The 22,434-nt window shown below is 60.7% G+C and carries 19 protein-coding genes; 9 read left to right on the top strand and 10 right to left on the bottom strand.

What is annotated here, in order from left to right; translation table 11 throughout:
- Positions 1-3: 3 nt before the first annotated feature.
- Positions 4-1,176 (top strand): lipopolysaccharide assembly protein LapB, encoded by a 1,173-nt coding sequence (gene lapB / locus ACJ8M3_RS04650; protein WP_019452693.1) that lies wholly within the window; start codon positions 4-6, stop codon positions 1,174-1,176.
- A gap of 61 nt (positions 1,177-1,237) precedes the next feature.
- Here lapB and ACJ8M3_RS04655 read toward each other — a convergent pair whose 3' ends face one another.
- Complete coding sequence (locus ACJ8M3_RS04655; RefSeq protein WP_033643255.1) at positions 1,238-1,537, bottom strand: hypothetical protein; 300 nt, start codon at positions 1,535-1,537, stop codon at positions 1,238-1,240.
- Positions 1,538-1,709: 172 nt separating this feature from the next.
- Complete coding sequence (gene bhsA, locus ACJ8M3_RS04660) at positions 1,710-1,970, bottom strand: multiple stress resistance protein BhsA (protein ID WP_033643254.1); 261 nt, start codon at positions 1,968-1,970, stop codon at positions 1,710-1,712.
- A gap of 329 nt (positions 1,971-2,299) precedes the next feature.
- Between bhsA and pyrF the strand changes: the two genes are divergently transcribed.
- Both pyrF and yciH read left to right on the top strand, forming a co-directional pair.
- Complete coding sequence (gene pyrF / locus ACJ8M3_RS04665; RefSeq protein WP_046687153.1) at positions 2,300-3,028, top strand: orotidine-5'-phosphate decarboxylase; 729 nt, start codon at positions 2,300-2,302, stop codon at positions 3,026-3,028.
- 10 nt (positions 3,029-3,038) lie between these two features.
- Positions 3,039-3,365: a stress response translation initiation inhibitor YciH gene (gene yciH, locus ACJ8M3_RS04670; protein WP_047575613.1), complete on the top strand. Its 327-nt coding sequence runs from the start codon at positions 3,039-3,041 to the stop codon at positions 3,363-3,365.
- 188 nt (positions 3,366-3,553) lie between these two features.
- Here yciH and osmB read toward each other — a convergent pair whose 3' ends face one another.
- The 4 genes from osmB to ACJ8M3_RS04690 all read right to left on the bottom strand — a co-directional run bounded on the left by osmB (position 3,554) and on the right by ACJ8M3_RS04690 (position 8,164).
- Positions 3,554-3,772, bottom strand: coding sequence for an osmotically-inducible lipoprotein OsmB (gene osmB, locus ACJ8M3_RS04675; RefSeq protein ID WP_004930634.1), 219 nt, complete (start codon positions 3,770-3,772; stop codon positions 3,554-3,556).
- Between the two features lie 258 nt (positions 3,773-4,030).
- The gene (locus ACJ8M3_RS04680; RefSeq protein ID WP_004930631.1) at positions 4,031-4,777 is read right to left on the bottom strand and encodes a DeoR/GlpR family DNA-binding transcription regulator; all 747 of its coding nucleotides are present in this window, start codon (positions 4,775-4,777) and stop codon (positions 4,031-4,033) included.
- A gap of 50 nt (positions 4,778-4,827) precedes the next feature.
- Positions 4,828-7,260 (bottom strand): formate C-acetyltransferase/glycerol dehydratase family glycyl radical enzyme, encoded by a 2,433-nt coding sequence (locus ACJ8M3_RS04685; protein ID WP_089197117.1) that lies wholly within the window; start codon positions 7,258-7,260, stop codon positions 4,828-4,830.
- A gap of 4 nt (positions 7,261-7,264) precedes the next feature.
- Positions 7,265-8,164, bottom strand: a complete 900-nt coding sequence (locus ACJ8M3_RS04690; protein WP_197845251.1) for a glycyl-radical enzyme activating protein — start codon at positions 8,162-8,164, stop codon at positions 7,265-7,267.
- Between the two features lie 149 nt (positions 8,165-8,313).
- Here ACJ8M3_RS04690 and fsa point away from each other — a divergent pair, with 149 nt between their 5' ends.
- Positions 8,314-8,979, top strand: a complete 666-nt coding sequence (gene fsa / locus ACJ8M3_RS04695) for a fructose-6-phosphate aldolase (RefSeq protein ID WP_033643250.1) — start codon at positions 8,314-8,316, stop codon at positions 8,977-8,979.
- 48 nt (positions 8,980-9,027) lie between these two features.
- Here the strand turns inward: fsa and ACJ8M3_RS04700 are convergent, their stop codons facing one another.
- The gene (locus tag ACJ8M3_RS04700) at positions 9,028-11,094 is read right to left on the bottom strand and encodes a carbon starvation CstA family protein (RefSeq protein WP_033643249.1); all 2,067 of its coding nucleotides are present in this window, start codon (positions 11,092-11,094) and stop codon (positions 9,028-9,030) included.
- Positions 11,095-11,478: 384 nt separating this feature from the next.
- Between ACJ8M3_RS04700 and ACJ8M3_RS04705 the strand changes: the two genes are divergently transcribed.
- On the top strand, positions 11,479-12,642 hold the full coding sequence (locus tag ACJ8M3_RS04705; protein ID WP_033643248.1) for a M20 aminoacylase family protein: 1,164 nt from the start codon (positions 11,479-11,481) through the stop codon (positions 12,640-12,642).
- Positions 12,643-12,672: 30 nt separating this feature from the next.
- Entirely contained in the window at positions 12,673-13,983 is a 1,311-nt protein-coding gene (locus tag ACJ8M3_RS04710; protein WP_060660651.1) for an MFS transporter, read from the top strand.
- Positions 13,984-14,057: 74 nt separating this feature from the next.
- Here the strand turns inward: ACJ8M3_RS04710 and ACJ8M3_RS04715 are convergent, their stop codons facing one another.
- Together ACJ8M3_RS04715 and gloA are read right to left on the bottom strand one after the other, a co-directional pair.
- Complete coding sequence (locus tag ACJ8M3_RS04715) at positions 14,058-15,992, bottom strand: exoribonuclease II (protein WP_197845252.1); 1,935 nt, start codon at positions 15,990-15,992, stop codon at positions 14,058-14,060.
- Between the two features lie 186 nt (positions 15,993-16,178).
- Positions 16,179-16,706: a lactoylglutathione lyase gene (gloA, locus tag ACJ8M3_RS04720; RefSeq protein ID WP_442514611.1), complete on the bottom strand. Its 528-nt coding sequence runs from the start codon at positions 16,704-16,706 to the stop codon at positions 16,179-16,181.
- A gap of 99 nt (positions 16,707-16,805) precedes the next feature.
- Between gloA and ACJ8M3_RS04725 the strand changes: the two genes are divergently transcribed.
- Complete coding sequence (locus ACJ8M3_RS04725; RefSeq protein WP_142075628.1) at positions 16,806-17,660, top strand: LysR family transcriptional regulator; 855 nt, start codon at positions 16,806-16,808, stop codon at positions 17,658-17,660.
- Positions 17,661-17,675: 15 nt separating this feature from the next.
- On the opposite strand, the gene ACJ8M3_RS04730 is transcribed toward ACJ8M3_RS04725, so the two are convergent.
- Positions 17,676-19,982: an FdhF/YdeP family oxidoreductase gene (locus ACJ8M3_RS04730; protein WP_142075627.1), complete on the bottom strand. Its 2,307-nt coding sequence runs from the start codon at positions 19,980-19,982 to the stop codon at positions 17,676-17,678.
- Between the two features lie 282 nt (positions 19,983-20,264).
- On the opposite strand from ACJ8M3_RS04730, the gene dacD reads away from it, so the two are divergent.
- Both dacD and ACJ8M3_RS04740 read left to right on the top strand, forming a co-directional pair.
- A complete protein-coding gene (dacD, locus tag ACJ8M3_RS04735) occupies positions 20,265-21,434 on the top strand; it encodes a serine-type D-Ala-D-Ala carboxypeptidase DacD (RefSeq protein WP_096242300.1) in 1,170 nt (389 codons plus the stop codon).
- A gap of 64 nt (positions 21,435-21,498) precedes the next feature.
- Entirely contained in the window at positions 21,499-22,404 is a 906-nt protein-coding gene (locus ACJ8M3_RS04740) for a LysR family transcriptional regulator (protein ID WP_033650272.1), read from the top strand.
- The last annotated feature ends 30 nt before the right edge of the window (positions 22,405-22,434 follow it).

Here is a 22,434-nt window from a genome sequence, read left to right on the forward strand (position 1 = left end):
TCTATGTTAGAACTGCTGTTTCTGTTGCTGCCCGTGGCTGCCGCGTACGGTTGGTACATGGGGCGCAGAAGCGCTCAGCAGGATAAACAGCAAGAAGCCAACCGCCTGTCGCGTGAATACGTGGCAGGGGTGAACTTTCTGCTTTCAAACCAGCAGGATAAGGCGGTCGATCTGTTCCTCGACATGTTGAAAGAGGACAGCAACACCGTTGAGGCCCACCTGACGTTGGGCAACCTGTTCCGCTCGCGCGGCGAAGTCGACCGCGCTATCCGCATCCATCAGGCCTTGATGGAAAGCGCTTCCCTGACCTTTGAACAGCGCCTGTTGGCGGTGCAGCAGCTGGGCCGTGACTATATGGCCGCCGGGCTTTACGACCGCGCGGAAGACATGTTCAGCCAGTTGACTGACGAAGCGGATTTTCGCGTCTCGGCGCTGCAGCAACTGCTGGTGATCCATCAGGCGACCAGCGACTGGCAGAAAGCGATCGACGTGGCGGAAAAGTTGGTCAAGCTGGGCAAAGAGAAACAACGCGTCGAGATCGCGCACTTTTATTGTGAACTGGCGCTGCAGGCGATGGGCAGCGACGATCTCGATCGGGCGATGAGCCTGCTCAAGCGTGCGGACGCGGCCGATAAACAGTGCGCGCGCGTGTCCATCATGTTCGGGCGCATTTACATGGCGCAAAACGACTACGCCAAAGCGGCGGAGTCGCTGCAACGCGTATTGAGTCAGGATAAAGAGCTGGTCAGCGAAACGCTGCCGATGCTGCAGGAATGCTACCGGCACCTGCCGGAACAGCAGCACAACTGGGCTGATTTCCTGAAGCGCTGCGTGGAAGAGAACACTGGCGCAACCGCCGATCTGATGCTGGCCGAAATCATCGAGCAGCACGAAGGGCGCGACGTGGTGCAGGTCTATATCAACCGCCAGCTGCAGCGTCATCCCACTATGCGGGTGTTTTATCGGCTGATGGATTATCACCTGGCGGACGCTGAAGACGGCCGTGCGAAAGAGAGTCTGCTATTGTTGCGCGATATGGTCGGCGAGCAAATTCGCACCAAGCCGCGTTACCGCTGCCACAAATGTGGCTTCACCGCGCACTCGCTCTATTGGCATTGTCCGTCGTGTCGCGCCTGGTCATCGGTTAAACCGATCCGCGGTCTGGACGGACAATAGCGCGGCGGTGAGACAAAATAAAACGGGGCGATTGATCGCCCCGTTTTTCTATGTTCATCGCTTACTTTTTCTTGCCGCCTTTAGCGCCGGTTTTCAATAGCTGACGCAGCTTCTTCAGCTCTTTTTGGCTCAGAGGCTGTTCGATTTCTTCTTCGGTGCTTTGATTGTCGATCTCGCCGTGGTGCAGGTCGTCCGCTTTCTTGGCCGGTTTTTCTGCCTTGACGACGGGCGCGTTGAAGCTGCTTTCCAGGCGCTGGCACACTTCCACGCTCAATGAAAATTCGTTTTCAGCGGCGGCGGCGCGGATTTTCTCCTTCAGTGCCAGAGGAATTTTAATGGTAAGTGTCGATATCTCGCTCATTTTGAAAGCCTTTCTGCAGGAAGATGCCTTCAAGCTAAGCCACTGGCGATCGGGTGTCTAGTGTGTAATAAAAATTTAATATTTTTGTAACAATAAAGAGCGGGGCAAATGCGGGGTTTTTAAGCGGGAAACAGAGGCAGGGCCCGAAATCTCGGGCCCTGTACCGGAATCCTTATTTGTAGATGATTGCGGTGCCGCTCAACATGTTGTTACCGCCGGCGGAGATAATGCGGTAGCTGCTGGCGCCCTGAGCATCTGCTTTAGCGGCCAGTTTTTTCTCCAGGCTGCTGAGGGTGGTTGCGTGGCCTGCGGAAACGACGCCGGTCGCGGTCAGGCTATCGGCCTGCTGGCTGTTGATCGGCTCAGCGGCCAAAGTGGCGAAAGAGGTCAGTGCGATAGCGGCAGCGGCTGCAAAATATTTGATGGTTTTCATGGGTGACTCCAGTCTGTTTATTTAAGAAGGAAGCCATTCGCTTCCGATGTGGTGAATAATAAAGCATCTAGGCCGATTGAAAATCTGATAATGCTGAGTAAGTAGTTCAAAATATTTGATTGATAATTTACGCATCTTTACGGCGTTTTACGCTGCGTGGTTTATTGCTGACGCGCTTACGTTGACGCGCCATGACAAAGACGCAAGGTAACATGACAGAGCGCCGGTGCGCGCTGCGGCTGGGATTTCTGGCCCCTGGCATGTAGAATGCGGCGGTCAGTTTCGCGGGTGAGTCCCTGATTATCTCCATTTTACAGAAGGTAGAAGAAATGAAGTCTGAAAATAACGCTAATAACAATGACTTAAAATCATCTCCAATCGTTGTGGCGTTGGATTACGCCGATAAGAACGCTGCGCTGGCGTTCGCCGACCGTATCGATCCGCAAGACTGCCGGCTGAAAGTGGGCAAGGAAATGTTCACGCTGTTTGGGCCGCAGCTGGTGCGCGATCTGCACGGGCGCGGCTTCGACGTATTTCTTGACCTGAAATTCCACGATATTCCCAATACCACGGCGCATGCGGTAGCCGCAGCGGCCGAGCTGGGCGTTTGGATGGTCAATGTGCATGCCAGCGGCGGCGCGCGCATGATGACTGCCGCTAAAGAAGCGCTGGTGTCATACGGGGCGGATGCGCCGCTGCTGATCGCCGTCACGGTGCTGACCAGCATGGAAGCGGAAGACCTTCGCGGCATCGGCATCGAGGCCAGTCCGGCAGAACACGCCGAGCGCCTGGCGCGCCTGACCCGCGACTGCGGGCTGGACGGCGTGGTATGTTCGGCACACGAAGCGCAGCGCCTGAAGGCCGCCTGCGGGCAGGCTTTCCAACTGGTGACGCCGGGGATCCGCCCTGAAGGCAGCGCGGCGGGCGATCAGCGTCGTATTATGACGCCGGTGCAGGCGCAGGCCGCCGGCGTGGACTATATGGTGATTGGGCGTCCGATCACCCAATCTGCGGATCCGGCCGCGACGCTGCGCGCGATCCGCGCCTCTTTGGCCTGAGGAAGCGATGATGAATGACGATAACAGCCGTCTGGTGTATTCCACGGACACCGGTCGCATCAAGCAGGAAGAGGTTAAACCGCAACGCGCCAAGGGCGATGGCGTCGTGCGCATCCAGCGCCAGACCAGCGGCCGCAAGGGGAAGGGCGTGTGCCTGATTACCGGCGTCGATCTGGATGATGCCGCGCTCGACAAACTGGCGGCCGAACTGAAAAAGAAATGCGGCTGCGGCGGCTCGGTGAAAGAGGGAGTCATCGAGATCCAGGGCGATAAACGCGATCTGCTCAAACAGCTGCTGGAAGCCAAAGGCATGACGGTCAAACTGGCGGGCGGTTGAGGCGAATCGCCATGCCGCAGTGTAATGCTGCGGCATGGCTAGAGGTTGTTGCTGCCGGGGGTTAACCCGTTAACGGCGAAAGAACTATAGACTTAAAGTAAAACAGACCTGAAATCATCGTTATTGGTTAATACGTCAAAGCGCCGAGGCGCTTTTGCCCGCCTGTCGGCGGAGGAGCATCGGGCAGGTTATTTGCCAACCTGATGACCGATGATGCCGCCCACCGCAGCCCCACCCAGCGTGCCCAAAGCGCTGCCGTTGGTCAGCACTGCACCGCCGACTGCACCGGCGCCGGCGCCGATAGCGGTGTTGCGATCGCGTTTGGACATGTTGGAACAGGCGCTCAGTGAAAACGCCAGAGTCAGAGCCAGAGCGGCGGTGGCGAAACGTTTATTGATAATCATCATAATGACTTCTCCTTAGCATTGGCTATATGGAAGTGCCCTATAAGTATAGGCGTTAACCATAAATCAGGCCTGCTGTTGATTCCCATACGGTATCGATATAAAAAATGGCATTTTTTGTTAACGGCCGAATAATTAGCGGGTTACGGCCCAAAAGTTACCGAAGCTGAGTATAGGTTTCTCGGGAAGGATAAACAGGTAAATAGTCTTAAAATCCCGCTGCGCAAGGGAAACGGCGGGCGGCGTGGCCCGCGCGGCGCGTTATTCGTTGACCAGCTCCACCTGTACGCCCTGACGTTTCAGCTGATGCTGATACTCCAGCGCCAAACGTGAATCGGTGATCACCCGGCTGATTTGCCCCGGCTGCGCCAGCGGGTTAGGCTGGATCTGGCCGAATTTGCTGGAATCCGTCAGCACGATATTCTCCACGCCCTTGGCCAGCACCGCGCTGACCACATCGGCGCGCATCATGTCGCGGCCGGTAAAGCCGGTTTCGGCCTGAAAGCCGTCAATGCCGATAAACGCTTTGTTGAAATGCACCTGCTGAATGCACAGCCGTGTGAGCGGGCCGACCACGGTCTCGCTTTTCTTCTGGTACATGCCGCCCAACACAATCACGTCGCAGTCGGTTTCTTTGAGCAGGTTGGCGATGTAGTGGCTGACGGTGATCAGCGTAATGCGCTTGCGTTCGGCGATGTAGCGCGCCAGCAGGGCATTGGCGCTGCCGCTCTCGATAAAAATCGTCTCGCCGTCGTTGACCTGCGCGGCGGCGTACTGCGCCAATCGTTGCTTAAGGGTGAAATTGGACATCATGCGGGCGTCGACGTCGTCGCTTTCCAACGCCACGGCGGAGCCGTGCACCCGCTTCAGATAACTGCGTTTTTCCAGCAGGTTGAGATCCTGCCGGATGGTGACTTCCGAGACGCCCGAAGCGCGCGCCAGCTCATTGACGCTGATCCGGCGGCGATCGTTAACCAACTGCAATATGGTCTGTTGTCGTAAATTCATATCGGCCTGATGATGCGGCCGCCAAGGCGCGGCCGCTAAGAGTCAAAGGTTTAAAGAGTATGTTCTGTGCGCGCAATAATATCATCCTGCGCCTCAGGGGATAATGCGGTAAAGAAGGCGGAATAGCCAGCTACGCGAACCACTAAATCACGATATTGGTCAGGGTGTTGCTTCGCCGCCAGCAGCGTTTCGCGCGACACGATGTTGTACTGCACATGCCAGCCGCGATAGCTCTCGAAGAAGGTGCGCAACATCAGCATCAGCTTCTCCCGATCGCGCGGGTTGTCCAGCGTCGCCGGGTTCAGCTTTTGGTTGAGCAGCACGCCGCCGAGGATCGCCTCGGTCGGCAACTTGGCGAGCGAATTAAACACCGCCGTCGGCCCCAGGTGGTCGGTGCCGGACGCCGGGCTGGCGCCTTCCGCCAGCGGCGCGTGCGCCTTGCGGCCATCCGGCGTGGCTAGGGTGGCAGCGCCGAAGGGCACGTTGGCCGAAATCGACGAGGTGCCGGCGTAATAGCCGCCGCCGATCGGCCCACGGCCGAAGCGGGTGTTGCGATACTGCTTCAGTTCTTCGATGTAGGTTTGGTAGGCGCGCACCAGCAGCCGATCGACCTCGTCCACATCGTTGCCGTATTTGGGCGCAGCGTTAAGCAGCCGCTGACGCAGCTGCTCGCCATCCAGCCCGGCGAAGTCTTCGGCCAGCGCCGTCGCCAACTGCTGCTGGCCGATCGCCCCTTGGTCGAACACCAGTTTGCGCACCGCCGCGAGGCTGTTGCCCAGGTTGGCGATGCCGACCTGCAGACCGGAAACCCAATCGTATTTGGCGCCGCCTTGCTTGATGCTTTTGCCGCGTTCAATGCAGTCATCCACCAGCGCGGAGCAGAGGATATCGTGAGCGTTCTCCTCCAGCACGCTGTCCACCACGCATTCGATCTCAATTGACTTGCGCGTGTAGTAGCGGATTTGCCGATCCCAGGCGGTTAAGACCTGCTCGAAATCGGCGAAGTTTCCTTTGGACAGCGCCTGTTCCTGCGGCAGGAAAATCTGCCCGGACGTGGCGTCGCGGCCTTGTTCCAGCGCCGCCAGCAGCACGCGGGCGAAGTTGATGAAGCTCATGCCGGTGCAGCGATAGCCCCATTTGCCGCCGACGGCGGTCTCGATACAGCCGATGGCGGCGTAGTCGTAAGCGTCCTGCGGTTCGACCCCCAGCTTGATGAACTCGGGAATGACGATTTCGTCATTATTGAATGCCGGCATGCCGAAGCCGCAGCGGATCACCTGTACGCAGGCGTCGAGGAAATTGGCGCTCATTCCGGCGTGGTAACGCACGCTGAGGTTGGGCTGGGTGGAGCGCAGGCGGCCGCAGGATTCGAGAATGGCGTAGGACAGCGGGTTGACCGCGTCGCACGGCCGGCCGTCGATCATTTTTTGGCCGCCGATGGTAACGTTCTGGTACAGCGGGCTGCCGGCGGAGGCCTTGGAGTGCGAGCCGGAGCGGATCTTGTTGACCTCCAGCAGCTTCAGCCAGCAGCTGTGCAGCAGCTCGATGGCGTCTTCCCGCGCCAGGTTTTGCTCCAGCTCCACGTCGCGCCGATACCAGGGATAGAGATACTGATCGAGGCGGCCAAAGGAAACCGAATGGCCGTTGGATTCGATCTGCAACGTCAGCTGGATGAAATAGCACAGCTGCAGCGCCTGCCAGAAGGTTTGCGGTGGGCGATGGGCGATCCGGTCGCAGTTGTCCGCGAGGGTCAGCAGCTCGGCGCGCCGCCAGTCGCGGGCTTCGTTTTGCGCCATGTCGCGCGCCAGGCGGGCGAAGCGCAGGATGTGTTCGCTCAGCGCCGTCAGCACAATATCGATAGCGTTGAGAAACTGCGCCTTGTGCAGATCTTCCCACTCGGTCAGACGCAGGCGGCTGCGGCGCGCGTTCACCTTTTCACGCAGGCCATCGAGGCCTAACTCCAGCAGCAGCGGGAAGTTGACCGCCAGATGGGCGTCGCCAGAGGTCATATTGCCCTCGGCCTTGATGATGCCGGTGGCCAGCAACGCCTTTTGTTCGTCGGTGAACATGCCGTAGCAGCGATCCTGCACCGTTTGGCCGCGCCACCAGGGGCACAGACGATGCAAAATTGCCTTGTTCTCGTCGCTGACCGAAAAACCGGCACCCGGCCGGTCGGCCAACTGGTCTATTTCGTTTTCTATCCAGCCGACGGTGTATTCGGGGAAGATCGGCGCGGCGCGCAGCTCGCTGGCCTGGTTGCCGACGATCAGCTCGTCGTTGGCGATCCAGATGCTGCGTTTCGCCAGATGGTTGGCCAACGCCAGGGCGCGGCGCACCGGCAGCGGCTTGTCCTGATGCTGCTGATAGGCCTCAGTATAGTGCTGCGCGCGTTCGGTGCACACCGGCGGTTTGACGATGTGAATCAGCGCATTCTTATGCGCCTGGATACGGGCGCTCAGGGTAGTCAAATCCAACGTGGTCATGGTGTTATCCTCGCAAAATGGCGGTCAGGCCCTTGGCGCCCGCATACTCTTCGGCGAAGGCCAGCAGGTCGGGTGCGTCCAGTGGCGTGCGGGCGGCACGGTAGGGTTCGCCGAGCAGGTGGTACTTGTTGATGCCAAGCGTGTGGTACGGCAGAAAGTGGATCTCCGACACGCCGATCTCGTCGGCGGCGAAGTCGACGATGGCACGGACAGAGCGGCGATCGGCGTTGAAATCGGGGATCAGCGGCACGCGTACGGTCATTGGTACGCTGTGCGCCGCCAGCCGACGAAAATTGCTCATCACCCGGCGGGCGGAACCGCCGGTCCAGGCTCTGAAGCGCGCTTCGTCGGTGTGTTTGAGATCGGCCAGCAGCAGATCCAGCCACGGCAGCGAAGGGGCGATATAACGCCATGGGACGTGCAGGCAGGATTCGACGGCGGTGTGGATGCCGGCCTCGCGGCCGCGCCGCAGCAGGTCCGCCGCGATGTCCGGCTGCATAAAGGGTTCGCCGCCGGACAGCGTTAAACCGCCGCCGCTGCGCAGGTAGAAAGGCTTATCCCGCATCACCTCGGCCATGATATCGTCGGGGTTGATCGGGCTGCCGCACAGGCTGAGTGCGCCGGTCGGGCAGGCGGCGGCCAGGGCGGCATAATCGTCTGCGCTAATCAGCTCGCGTTGCAGCGTCAGCGGCCCGTCGGTGCGTTGCAGCCCTTGCGGACAACGCTCGGCGCACAGCGTGCAGCCGCTCAGGCACAGACGTTCGTCAAACAGCAGGTCTGCGTGGCGCGAGCGGCTTTCCGGGTTCTGACACCACCGGCAGCTCAGCGGGCAGCCTTTTAAAAAGACCACGCTGCGGATGCCCGGGCCGTCATGGGTCGAGTAGCGCTGCACATTGAAGATCATGAGTCACCCGTTTGGCGTTGCTGTATCTTTCGCCATTAAAGATGTTTCGAATGAAAGTTGAGTTGATTTTGATCAAAAGTTAGCGCGGTTTTTGCCCTATGATGATCAGAGTTTGAATCCGCCCACAGAACATGACACAGGAGTCCGTGATGGAGCTTTATCTCGATACCGCCGATGTGACCGCGGTAAAACGCCTGGCGCGCATTCTGCCGCTGCACGGCGTCACCACCAACCCGAGCATCGTGGCGAAGGAAGGCAAGCCGATCTGGGAAGTGCTGCCCGCGCTGCGCGACGCCCTCGGCGGCACCGGCAAGCTGTTCGCACAGGTAATGGCGACCGATGCGGAACGTATGGTGGCGGAGGCGGCGCTGCTCAGCCAGCGGGTACCGGGGCTGGTGGTGAAAATCCCGGCGACCGCCGAAGGGCTGGCGGCGATCAAGAAGCTTAAAACGATGTCCATTCCGACGTTGGGCACCGCGGTGTACGGCGCTGCACAGGGGCTGTTGGCGGCCTTGGCCGGGGCGGAATATGTGGCGCCTTACGTCAACCGGGTGGACGCGCAGGGCGGCGACGGCATCGAAATGGTGCACGAGCTGCAGCAGCTGTTGAGCCTGCATGCGCCGTCGGCGCAGGTGCTGGCCGCCAGTTTCAAAACGCCGCGCCAGGCGCTGGAGTGCCTGTTGGCGGGCTGCCAGGCCATCACGCTGCCGGTGGACGTCGCGGAGCAGTTCCTGAATGCGCCGGCAGTGCAGGCCGCAGTCGAGAAATTCGAACAGGATTGGCAAGGGGCGTTCGGCTCCACGCTGTTAGGCTAAAGCCAGTAAAAAGGGCGCCGCGGCGCCCTTGCTTGATGCTCGGTTCGTTTAGCTGCGGCCGGCCTCTTCCCTCAGCGCGGCGCCGACCTCGTGCGCCGTCGGCTGTTCGGCGCGCAGCGCCCGGCGGATCGCGAAGAAGGCGGCGATCAGCATGGTCACCGCCACCAGCATAAAGAACCCGCACAGCGCGGCGTTGATCTGGTTGCTGAACACGATGGTTTCCATGTCTTTCAACGATTTGGCCGGCGCAATGATCGTGCCTTGCTCGATGCCGGTGGAGAACTTCTTCGCCTGCGCCAGGAAGCCGATGCTCGGTTTTTCGTGGAAGATCTTCTGCCAGCCGGCGGTCATGGAGGTCACGAACAGCCAGGCGGTCGGCAGAATAGTCACCCAGGCGTAGCGCTGCTTTTTCATCTTGAACAGCACCACGGTGCCGAGGATCAGCGCCATCGACGCCAGCATCTGGTTGCCGATACCGAACAGCGGCCACAGGGTATTGATGCCGCCGAGCGGATCGACCACGCCCTGATACACGAAGAAACCCCAACCGGCCACCGCCACCGTGGTGCCCGCCAGGTTGCCGAACCAGGAGCGGTTATTGGCCAGCTGCGGCACCGCCACGCCCACCAGATCCTGCACCATAAAGCGGCAGGCGCGGGTGCCGGCGTCGACGGCGGTCAGGATGAACAGCGCTTCGAACAGAATGGCGAAGTGGTACCAGAACGCCATCATCGCCCGGCTGTTGAACACCTCACTGATGATGTGCGCCATGCCCACGGCGAAGGTCGGGGCGCCGCCGGCGCGCGACAGGATGGCGTTCTCGCCCACCTCTTTGGCGATCAGCGCCAGCGTTTCCGGCGTGACGATAAAGCCCCAGCTGTTAATGACCTGCGAAGCATTTTCCACCGTGGTGCCGATCAGTGCCGCCGGCGAGTTCATGGCGAAGTAAACGCCCGGATCCAGCACCGAGGCGCAGATCAGCGCCATGATGGCGACGAAAGATTCCATCAGCATGGCGCCGTAACCGATAAAGCGGATGTGGCTTTCGCGCTCCACCAGCTTCGGCGTGGTGCCGCTGGAGACCAGCGCGTGGAAGCCGGAAATGGCGCCGCAGGCGATGGTGATGAACAGGAACGGGAACAGGGCGCCGGCGAATACCGGGCCGCTGCCGTCGATAAAGCGCGAGACCGCCGGCATTTTCATCTCCGGCATGGCGAAGACGATGCCGATGGCCAGGCCGATGATGACGCCGATTTTCATAAAGGTGGAAAGGTAATCGCGCGGCGCCAGCAGCAGCCACACCGGCAGCACCGAGGCGACGAAGCCGTAGATCACCAGCACCCAGGTCAGGGTGGTGCCGTGCAGCGTGAAGAACGGTCCCCAATAGGGATCTTGCGCCACGTTGCCGCCGTAAACGATCGCCAGCAGCATCAGCACGAAGCCAATCACCGAAATTTCAGCGATCTTGCCCGGCCGGATAAAGCGCATGTAGATGCCCATGAACAGGGCGATCGGGATGGTGGCGGCGATGGTGAACAGCCCCCACGGGCTGTCGGCCAACGCTTTCACTACCACCAACGCCAGCGCCGACAGGATGATGATCATCACCCCCAGCGCACCGAGCATGGTGATCACCCCGGCGAACGCCCCCAGCTCTTGCTTGGCCATTTCCCCCAGTGAACGCCCGTCGCGGCGCGTGGAGATGAACAGCACCAGAAAATCCTGCACCGCGCCGGCCAACATAACGCCGACCAGGATCCAGATGGTTCCCGGCAGGAAGCCCATCTGCGCGGCCAGGATCGGCCCCACCAGCGGCCCGGCGCCGGCGATGGCGGCGAAGTGGTGGCCGAACAGCACCCATTTGTTGGTGGGCACGTAGTCCAGGCCGTCGTTGTGGCGTTCGGCCGGGGTCAGACGGCGGTCATCCAGTTCAAAGACCTTGTCGGCGATGAACCGGCTGTAGAAGCGGTAGGCGATGCTGTAGCAGGCGACGGCGGCGACCACCAGCCAGACGGCGTTGACGTGCTCGCCGCGGCTGAGCGCCAGCATGGCGAAGGCGAAGGCGCCGACCAACGCCACCAGCAGCCAGATAAATCCGGACCTGATGTTTCTCATGAAATAACTCCTTGGCGTGCAGAGGTAAAATCGACGTTGTTATTAGGAATGACGTTTTAACAGTAGAAGTTTTGCCGCCGAACCGTGGCAGGTCGGATGAGAAATGTGAAGCAGGTGGGGTTTTAGTGTAAAAACAACGTGATGAAACACCGCTGGCGCAGGCTGCGGCCCATGCGCTTCCCGGCAGAAGTTCATTCTGCACTTTCACTTCGCATACAGCGAATCATCGCCGTTTTTTATCAGAGCACGGCGTCTGGCGGCCTATTATTTTATCTGGCGAGGCGCGCCGAAATAAAATTACTCATGCCGTGTTATACCTTTATTTCAATTCGCACTTTTATTCATTCATTAAATAAATAATAAAGCTACGAAAGGAATTTAATTATGATAAATAAAGTCATTGAAGGGTATTTACCGCAGCTTACGGCCATCCGGCATGATATTCACCAGCATCCCGAGTTGGGTTTTGAAGAATTTCGCACCAGCGATCTGGTGGCGGATTATCTAAGCTCGTGGGGCTATGAGGTACACCGCGGATTGGCGGGCACCGGCGTGGTGGGGACGCTGCGGGTGGGTGACGGCGTTAAACGCCTCGGACTGCGCGCCGATATGGACGCCTTGCCGATCGAGGAAAACAACGGCAAACCCTGGAGCAGCAGCGTGGCCAACCGCATGCACGCCTGCGGCCATGACGGCCATACTACTATGCTGCTCGGCGCCGCCCGCTACCTGGCGCAAACGCGCAACTTCAACGGCACGCTGCACCTGATTTTCCAACCGGCGGAAGAGATGCTGAACGGCGGCGCGCGCATGGTGGAACAGGGGCTGTTCGAACGCTTCCCCTGCGATGCCATCTTCGCCATGCACAACATGCCGGGGATGCCGCTCGGCGAGTTCTTCTTCCAGCACGGCCCGTTCATGGCCTCGATGGATCAGTTCAACGTGCGGGTGCAGGGGCGCGGCGGCCACGGCGCCATCCCGCAGCTGGCGGTCGATCCGGTGCTGGTGGCCTCGCATATCACCGTCGCGCTGCAGAGCATCGTTTCGCGCAATATCGATCCGCTGGAGGCGGCGGTGATCACCGTTGGCAGCATCAAGGCCGGCGAGGCGGCCAACGTGATCCCGGATAGCGCGGAGATGAAGCTCAGCGTACGCTCGCTGGATCGCCAGGCGCGCGCTACGCTGCTGGCGCGCATTCCGGCGCTGATCGAAGCGCAGGCGGCAAGCTTCGGCGCCCACGCGACGGTGGAACACGTTAACGGCACGCCGGTGTTGGTCAACGACGAAGCGATGACCCGTTTCGCCCACCGCGTGGCGCAGCAGCAGTTCGGCGCCGCCCGCGCGCACTACGGCGCCAGGCCGCTGATGGGCAGCGAAGACTTCGCCTTTATGCTCGATGCGCATCCGCAAGGCTGCTACCTGATCATCGGTAACGGTGACGGCGAAGGAAGCTGCATGGTGCATAACCCGGGATATGACTTTAACGATGGGTGTCTGGCGGCCGGCAGCCAGTATTGGGGAGCGTTGGCGGAAGCGTATTTAAAATAAATTCGAAGAATAATAACAGGGAAGATAATGATGAGTGAAAATACGGCGGCGACGCAACCAACAATAAACGCGCCCGCGAGGGTAGGCGGCAAGAAAGTGATATTTGCCGCCTCCTTCGGCAATGCGCTGGAGTTTTTCGATTTCGGTATCTATAACTTCTTCGTTATTTATATCAGCGTATTGTTTTTTCCCCCCTCGAGCGATCCCAATTTGGCGTTGCTGTTGGCGTTCGCCACGTTTGGCGTCAGTTTTTTCATGCGGCCGCTGGGCGGCATTCTGATCGGCGCCTATGCCGATCGCCATGGCCGCAAGCCGGCGATGATCCTGACGATTTCACTGATGAGCCTCGGCACGGCGATGATCGGCTTTGCGCCGACCTACGCCAGCGCCGGTTATTGGGGAACCGTGACGCTGGTGGCGGCGCGTTTGATCCAGGGCGTGGCGGCGGGGGGCGAGGTGGGCGCATCGATGTCGTTGCTGGTGGAGTCGGCGCCACCTAACCGGCGAGGCTTCTATTCCAGTTGGTCGCTGGCGACGCAGGGCATCGCCACCGTGGTCGGCGGCGTCACCGCGCTGGCGCTCAGCACGGCGTTGCCGGCGATCTCCGGCGAGCCGAACGCCATGGCCGAGTGGGGATGGCGCATTCCGTTCTTTATCGGCGTGGCGCTGGCGCCGCTCGGTTGCTGGCTGCGTCTCGGATTGGAAAGCGACCGGCTGCCGGTGTCGCGGGCCCATGAACCGCCGGCGCAGCTGCGACGGCACTCGCGGGCGGTGGTGCTCGGCGTGATGCTGACCATTGGCGCCACCGTCGCCACTTACATCTCGATGTATTATCTCGGCACTTACGCGGTGAAATACTTAGGCATGCCGCAGGCCTACGGCTATGCCGCGATGCTGCTGGCGGGGCTGGTGACCTTCGGCGGCAGCCTGTTGGTTGGGCACTGGTGCGATCGCTATGGCCGCTTGCCACTGATCCGAGGCTCGCGCATCGCTATCTTGATCGTGGCCTTGCCGGCGTTTTGGTGGCTGAGCGCCGCGCCGCATCCGGCGGTGCTGCTGCTGATTGTCGCGATATTGGTCGGATTGACCACGCTCGGCTCGGTGCCGACCATGCTGATGATTTCGGAGCTGTTTCCGCAGCGCATTCGCGCATTGGGGTTTGCGTTGGTCTACAGCCTCGGCGTGGCGATTTTCGGCGGCTTCGCCCAATATATCGCCTCGCAGTCGATCGCGTTGAGCGGCTCGCTGCTGGCGCCCGCCGTCTACCTGATGCTGGCGACGCTGGCTTCGTTGGCGGTGCTGCCATTGCTGCGTGAAACCGGCGGTAACCCATTGCGTTAGCGAGCGCGGACGAAAAAAAACGCCGGCGGTTTTCACCGTCGGCGTTTGGCGTCGCTACCGTTTCAGGCTGGCGTTCAGGCCGCCGGCCGGGCGATCACGCTGCGGGTTTCCATGCGCACTTCGGCGATGGTGACCTGCAAGGTATCGCTTTGGCGATAAACCACTTCGCCTTTGATCTGCACGGTGCCGGTTTCCTGGCTGCACTGCATCTCGTCACGCACCGCGTGAATAAACGGCGCCGGGATGAAGGCAACCGCGCCGTTGTCCAGCAGGCGCACGCGCAGGCCGCCGCGTGTCACGTCGATGATCTCGGCGTTGAAGCGGGTATCGGTACCGGCCTTGTCCTGCAGGAAGCGGGCGTACAGCCAGTCGCCGACGTCGCGTTCCGCCATGCGGTTCAGGCGGCGGCGTTCCGCCAGCTGCACCGTCACGTCATCCTGCGGTTTTTCCGCCGGCTGCTGGTTGATGATCGCCTTCAGCAGGCGATGATTGACCATATCGCCGTATTTACGGATCGGTGATGTCCAGGTGGCGTAAGCCTCCAGCCCCAGACCGAAGTGTGGCCCCGGCGTAGTGCTGATCTCGGCGAAGGTCTGGAAGCGGCGGATGCGGCTGTCGAGGAACTGGGTCGGCTGCGCATCCAGGTGGCGGCGCAGTTCGCAGAAACCGTCGAGGGTCAGCAGCTTCTCGGCTTCGGCTTCGACGCCGTTGGCCTGCAGTACGGTGACCGCTTGCTCAACCAGCGCAGGATCGAAACCGGTGTGCACGTTGTACACGCCGAAGCCCAGGCGATCGCGCAGCACGATGGCGGCGCAGACGTTGGCGGCGATCATGCACTCTTCAACGATGCGGTTGGCGCTGCGGCGCTGCTCGGTAACGATCTCCAGCACATCGCCTTTTTCACCCAACACGAAGCGGTAGTCCGGGCGATCTTTGAATACCAGCGCATGCTGGTGGCGCCAGGCGTTGCGCGCGTCGCAAACGCGTTTCAGCAGGGTGATCTGTTGCGCGATGGCGTCGCTCGGCGGTTGCCAGCCGGTAATGCCGTCCAGCCAGTCGGAGACTTCGTCGTACACCAGTTTGGCTTTGGATTCGATCTCGGCGGCGAAGAACTGAATATCTTCGCCCAGCGCGCCGTCGGCGGCGATGGTCACGCGGCAAGCCAGCACCTGACGGCGCTCGTTAGGGCGCAGCGAGCACAGGTTGTCCGACAGATCGCGCGGCAGCATCGGGATGTTGAAGCCCGGCAGATAGTTGGTGAAGGCGCGCACGCGGGCGATATCGTCCAGCTTGCTGCCTTGTTCTACGTAGGCAGTAGGATCGGCGATGGCGATGGTCAACTGCAGCGAACCGTCACCGTTGTCGGTCACGTACAGCGCATCGTCCATGTCTTCGGTGCTGGCGCTGTCGATGGTGACGAATTCGAGCGCGGTCAGATCTTCACGCACCAGCGCAGCGTCCGGCTCGCTGAGGGTCTGCATCTCCGGCGCCTCTTTTTCCAGGTTGTGACGCGCCAGCGTCACCCACCACGGGGCGAAATGGTCTTCACCGTCGGTGATAAACTGGGTCAGGTCGGCGTTGAAGCTGCGATCGCCTTTCAGCGGATGGCGGCGCATTTCCGCCACCGCCCAGTCGCCGGCCTGGAAGTTGTGGGTCAGTTCACGCACCGGGCGGCACGGAATCGCGTCTTTCAGCAACGGATGATCGGGCACGATGGACAGACGATCGTCGCGCTTTTGCACGCGGCCGACAAAGCGCGACAGGAACGGCTCGACCAGGGTTTCCGGCTCGGCGATTTCGCGCTCTTTCTCGGTGTGCAGGGTGGCGATAATGCGATCCCCGTGCATGACTTTCTTCATGTACGGCGGCGGAATGAAGTAGCTTTTTTGACCGTCTACTTCAAGAAAGCCAAAGCCTTTCTCAGTCCCTTTCACTACGCCTTCAACGCGCGGGGTCTGAGAGTGAAGTTGCTGTTTTAGCTGCGCCAGCAGCGGGTTATCTTGAAACATATCGTCCAGTGAATGGGTTGTGAGTGGCAAGATTTGCGGCTGACAGTTTTACGCGAATCACCCGCTGCGAGCAAGCCTAACGTCACGGAACCCCGCGTTGCCGCGCGATTTTGCGCAAGATTGGTCAATCGAAGGGCGAACGATGAAAAACCCCGGCGCGCAGGCCGGGGTGAAGGAGGGGAGCAATCAGTCCTGCAGCGGCGTCGGCTGCAGGATTTCAATCCAGTAATCGTCCGGATCGCGAATGAACGCGACGTAGTTCATGCGGCCTTCATGCAGGCGTTTCTGGAAGGTGACGCCCAGGCGCTCAAAACGCTCGCAGGCGGCGCGCACGTCCGGCACCGTGACGCACAGGTGGCCAAAGCCGCGCGGCTCGCCGTTGCCGTTGTGGTAATGGAAATCCGCCTGATTTTCGGTGCCGTGGTTATGGGTCAGCTCGAGAATGCCCGGTTGGCTCAGCGCCCAGCGTTTGCGTTCGTCGTCATCCTGTGGGATCTGCTCGCGCGGGCTGCGCGTCAGGTAGCAGATGGTGAAGGCGGCCTCTTTGAATTCTTCCAGATAGACCGGGGTAAAACCCAGTACGCGAGTGTAGAAATCCAGCGCTTTGGTCAGGTCTTTCACGCGGATCATGGTGTGGTTGAACACGTAACCGTCGGTTACCGCGTTCGGTTGGGCCGCCACGCCGGGCAGCGTCAGTAAATCATTCAGTGGCATCAGTGATCCTCCTCAGGGTGTCGACAGACTGTAGGTGAAATCGATGCTAATCTAAAGTGATTGTTTTTAACTAAAACACTAACTAAAAGTGAATGATAGATGAAGCTGAGCCAGCTGAAGTTTTTCTGCACCGTGGTGGAACACAAAACCATCGCCGCCGCCGCCCGTGAGCTGCACTGCGTGCCTTCCAACGTCACGCTGCGGCTGCGCGAGCTGGAAGAGACGTTGGGCGGCGAGCTGTTTTTCCGCGATAAAAACCGGCTGTACGTCAATCCCAAAGGCCGGCTGTTCTACCAACAGGCGCGCGACATCGTGGCGCAGGCGGAGCGCAGTAAGCAGCTGTTCGCCGGCGAGCATCAGCGTGGGCTGCTGAACCTTGGGGCGCTGGATTTCTCGCTGGTCAGCCATTTGCCGGCGCGCATCGCCCGGCTGCGCCGTTTACAACCCCATCTGCAGATCAACGTGCTCAGCCGCGATTCATTGGTGCTGGAGCGCATGCTGATCGACAGTGCCCTCGATCTGGCGATCACCGACGGCCCGATTGAACATCCGTTGCTGGCCAGCCAAAAGGCGTTTGACGAACGGCTGGTGATGCTGATGCCGGCCGATGCCGGGCAGCCCGATGCCGCCACGCTGGCGGCGCTGGAATTTTACACGTTCAGCCGAGAATGCTCGTTCCGCCTGAAGGTGGATCACTGGCTGGCCTCGCGCGGGCTGAAACCGCGCATGACGCTGGAAATGGAGTCTTATGCCGCGATGGCGGCCTGCGTGCAGGCAGGTTGCGGCGTCGCCTGCGTGCCGGGTTCTTTGCTGCCGCAGATTTTGCCCGCTCCGGGGCTGAAGGTGGTGGAAATGGGCGAGGAGGGCGTGAGCGATCTGTACTTCGTCTGGCGACGGCATCAGCTGTCCGACGAATTACAGACCATCCTGGCGATATTGAAGCGCCCGGCGTAAACCGGGCGCGCGTTTTCAGGCAATGCGCAGCGAGGGTTGCTGTTCGCTGCGGCGAATCGCCACCGGGATCGACTTCGACGTCGGGGTGCCGGTGCCGTCGCCGAAGCTGGCCAGCGGCACCAGCGGGTTGGTTTCCGGGTAGTAGGCCGCCAGGTTGCCACGCGGAATGTCGTAACTCACCAGCTTGAATCCGTCCACTTTACGCACCACGCCATCGTTCCACAGGGTCTCTATCTCAACCCGTTCGCCATCCTGCAGGCCCAGCGCCGCCAGATCTTCCGGATGGATGAACAACACTTCGCGCTGGCCGTAAACGCCGCGGTAGCGGTCATCCAGGCCATAGATGGTGGTGTTGTACTGATCGTGCGAGCGCAGCGTTTGCAGGGTAAACGGCGCTTGCACGTCGCCCAGTTGCGGGAACAGGGTCGCTGGCAGCGCGGCGGCGCTGAATTCCGCCTTGCCGCTCGGCGTGGCGAAGCGCAGTTCGGCGGCGGCATTGCCCAGGTAGAATCCGCCGGGCTGCTCGCAGCGACGGTTGAAATCCTCAAAGCCGGGAATGGTGGCGGCGATATGATCGCGGATCAGCGAGTAGTCGTCGGCCAACTCCAGCCAGTCCAGCTGCTGCGTGCCCAGCACCGCGTCGGCGATGCCGCAGACGATCGCCGTTTCCGAACGTTGGGTATCCGCCAGCGGTTTGCCGATGCCTTCCGAAGCGTGAACCATGCTGAAAGAATCTTCGACCGTGATGTACTGCGAGCCGCTGGCCTGCATGTCCAATTCGGTGCGGCCCAGCGTCGGCAGGATCAACGCGTCTTTGCCGGTCACCAGGTGGCTGCGGTTAAGTTTGGTGCTGATGTGTACCGTCAAATCGCAGTTGCGCAGGGCGCGGGCGGTGCGCTCGGTGTCCGGCGCCGCGGCGGCCAGATTGCCGCCCAGCGCGATCAGCACTTTCACTTCGCCGCGCAACATCGCTTCGATCGCTTCCACCGTGTTGTGGCCCACCGCGCGATTGGCGGTGAAGTTAAAGTGGCGTTCCAGGCTGTCGAGCAGCGCCTTGGGCGACTTCTCGTCAATTCCCATGGTGCGGTTGCCCTGGACGTTGCTGTGGCCGCGCACCGGACACAGACCGGCGCCCGGTTTGCCCAGTTGCCCGAACAGCAGCTGCAGGTTGGTGATTTCACGCACCGTCGCAATCGAGTGCTTATGCTGAGTCACGCCCATAGCCCAGGTGCAGATCACCCGCTCGGCGCCCTGGTAAGTGGCCGCCGCCTGGCGCAATTGCGCCTCGCTCAGGCCCGACTGCGCGGTAATGGTCTGCCACTCGGTCGCATCCACCTGCGCCAGGTATGCCTCTACGCCGACGCTGTGCCGTTCGATAAACGCCAGGTCGAACAGGGCGGGTTCACCGGCGGCCAGACGCTGGCGGTGGGTTTCCAGCAGCGCTTTCACCATGCCGCGCACCGCCGCCATATCGCCGCCCAGATTCGGTTGGTAATAGGAGGAGCTGATCGGCGAGGATTTTGGCGTCAGCATCTGCACCGGATCCTGCGGATCGGCGAATCTTTCCAGCCCGCGCTCGCGCAGGGTGTTGAAACTGACGATGCGCGCGCCGCGTCGGGCGGCGTTTTTCAGGCTGTGCAGCATGCGCGGGTGGTTGGTGCCGGGGTTTTGACCGAACACGAAGATGGCGTCGGCTTTTTCGAAGTCATCGATGCGGATGGTGCCTTTGCCGACGCCGATGCTTTGCTTCAGCCCGACGCCGCTCGCCTCGTGACACATGTTGGAGCAGTCGGGGAAATTGCTGGTGCCGAGCATGCGGCCGAACAGTTGATAAAGGTACGACGCTTCGTTGCTGGCGCGGCCCGAGGTATACAGCTCGATTTGGTTCGGGTTGTCCGTTGCGTTGATGTGCCTGGCGATCAGCGCCAGCGCGTCCGGCCAATGAATAGGCTCATAGTGGTCGGTTTCGGCGTTGTAGCGCATCGGATGCGTGAGGCGCCCCTGATATTCGAGGAAATAGTCGCTCTGCTGCTGCAGGGTGCTGACGCTGTGCGCGGCGAAGAACTCTGGCTCGACGGCGCTGCGCGTCGCTTCCCAACTGACTGCCTTGGCGCCGTTTTCACAGAAGCTGAAGGTGCTGTGGTTGTCGTCGCCCCAGGCGCAACCGGGGCAGTCGAAGCCGCGCGCCTTGTTGACGCGCATCAGGTTGCGCATGTTTTTTAGGGTTTGTTTACTGTCGAGGACAAAGCGGGTGGTGGCTTCAAGCGAACCCCAGCCGCCCGCTGGGCCGGTATAAGGCTTGATTGACGGTTTGAATTTCATGGTGACACTTCGCAGGTGGTTGTAGCTAAAAAGTAAACGCTTTTTTATGCGTCTTGCGTATTTATGTCACAAGTTTAGGGGCGCGGCAGGCAGGCGTCTAATCGAATGGGGCAATGGCGGCATAGAGCATATCTATCGCAGGCGGACGCTGACCTAAACAAATGGTTGCATAAAGACACCCGCTGCAAAAGAGTAATGGTTTCGCCTGAAAGTGAATTCATGCAGTCTATCTCGCGGATTATATTGGCATTTTATTTAGCCTGCGGGCCTGAGGAACACAGCGTGAAGCGTTCAGTATCAGTGGTGATCGGCGGTATCTTACTGCCTTTAGCGGCGCAGGCGGCGGAAACGGCGTCCCATTTTCCCACCATGACCCCACCGGCGATAGACGCCGCCTCTTACGTATTGATGGATCACACCACCGGCCAGGTGCTGGCGGCCGGCAATGCCGACGAGCGGCGCAATCCGGCCAGCCTGACCAAACTGATGACCGGGTTGGTGGTCGATCATGCGCTCGATGAGCATAAGATTAGCCTCGACGATGTCGTCACAGTGGGGAAAGACGCCTGGGCGCAGGGCAACCCGGTGTTCAAAGGCTCCTCGCTGATGTTCCTGAAGCCTGGTGACAGGGTCACGGTACGCGATCTCAGCCGCGGCATCATCATCGATTCCGGCAACGACGCCTGCGTGGCGATGGCGGACTATGTGGCGGGCAGCCAGGCCAACTTCGTCAAGCTGATGAACGAGAAGAGCGCGCAGCTGGGCCTGCAGAACACCCATTTCGAAACGGTACACGGGCTGGATGCGCCGGGGCAGTTCACCACCGCCGGCGATCTGGCGGTGATTGCGCGCGCCATCATCATGAGCGAGCCGGCGGAATACCATATGTACAGCGAGAAATCGCTGACCTGGAACGGCATCACGCAGCAGAACCGCAACGGCCTGCTGTGGGATAAGACCCTGCACGTCGACGGACTGAAAACCGGACACACCGCCTCGGCCGGCTTCAACATCATCGCTTCCGCCACCGAAGGAGATCGCCGTCTGATCGCCGTGGTGATGGGCGGCAAAAGTTCAAAAGGCCGCGAGGAACAGGCGCGCAAGCTGCTGAGCTGGGGGCTGCGCGACTTTAGCACGGTACACCTGTTCAGCGCCGGCCAGAGCCTGGGGGAAGAGCCGATCTGGTATGGTGAAAGCCACCGCTTGCCGGTCGGCAGCGCGCAGGACCAGTCGCTCAGCCTGCCGAAAAACGAGGCGGACAAGCTGAAGGCGCAGTACGTGCTCAACGTTGCGCGGCTGGAAGCGCCGATCAACAAAGGACAAATCGTCGGCGAGATCCGCATCAGCGACAATGGTCAGGTGGTGAAAACCCTGCCACTGGTGGCGCTGCGGGCGGTGCCGCAGGGCGGGGTGTTCTCCCGCTTGGCGGATTACGTGAAGCTCAAACTCTGACTCACCGGGCGGGCGACGGCGCCCGGTGGTATACTGGTGCGAATGCCGATCATTGAGCCGCGCTATGGATATTAAACAACTGATTTATCTGTGTAATTTAGAACGGGAGCGCCACTTCGGCCGGGCGGCGGAAGCCAGCTTCGTCAGCCAGCCGACGCTGTCCATGCGATTGAAAAATCTGGAAAAAGAACTGGGCGTTTCGCTGATTAACCGCGGCAACCATTTCGGCGGCTTTACCGCCGAGGGCGAACGGGTGTTGGCGTGGGCGCGCGAGATCGTCTCGGTCTACCAAGGGCTGAAACTGGAGGTGGAGTCGCTCAAGCACGGCTTGCACGGCACGTTGCGCCTCGGCGTGGTGCCGCAGTGCAGCATCTCGGTGGCGGAAATGCTCAAGGCGGTCAGCGAACGTTATCCCCATCTTGATTATCGGTTGGCGGTGCTGAGCGCCGATCAGCTGCTGGAGGCGCTGACGGCGCACACCGTAGATATCGGCATCGGCTTTTTCGAGCTGTCGACCTTGAAAGAACTGCATTTCCAATCGCAGCCGCTGGTGGAAACCGGCGTCGAGCTGGTGTTTCATCCGCAGCATTTCCCTAAGCTGGTGGGGGATGCGCCGTTGCCGCTGGAGGCGGTGGCCGCCTTGCCGCTGTGTCTGGCCGAGCCGACGCGTTATTTCCGCCGCTATCTCGATCAGCATTTCCGTGACGCTGGATTGACGCTGCACCCGCGGCTGGAAACTACCTCTATCTTCCAACTGCTGGAGGGGATTTTCGTCGGGTTGGGCTGCGGGTTGTTCCCGCGCGGCCAACTGCAATCGCCGCTGATGCCGGCATTGCAGCGGCGTCCGGTGGCCATCGCCGCCATGCCGCGTCATGCGGCGGTGGTGGTCGATATGTCGGAGCGCGCCACGCCGTTGGCGCAGAAGTTTTTCGATGCCGCCAGCGAGTGGTTGCGGCGGCAAAATATCTGAAGGAAGAATGTATTGCGGCCAGTATTAGCC

This window comes from Serratia sp. CY55921, assembly GCF_052167655.1.
Classification (GTDB): Bacteria; Pseudomonadota; Gammaproteobacteria; order Enterobacterales; family Enterobacteriaceae; genus Serratia; species Serratia ureilytica.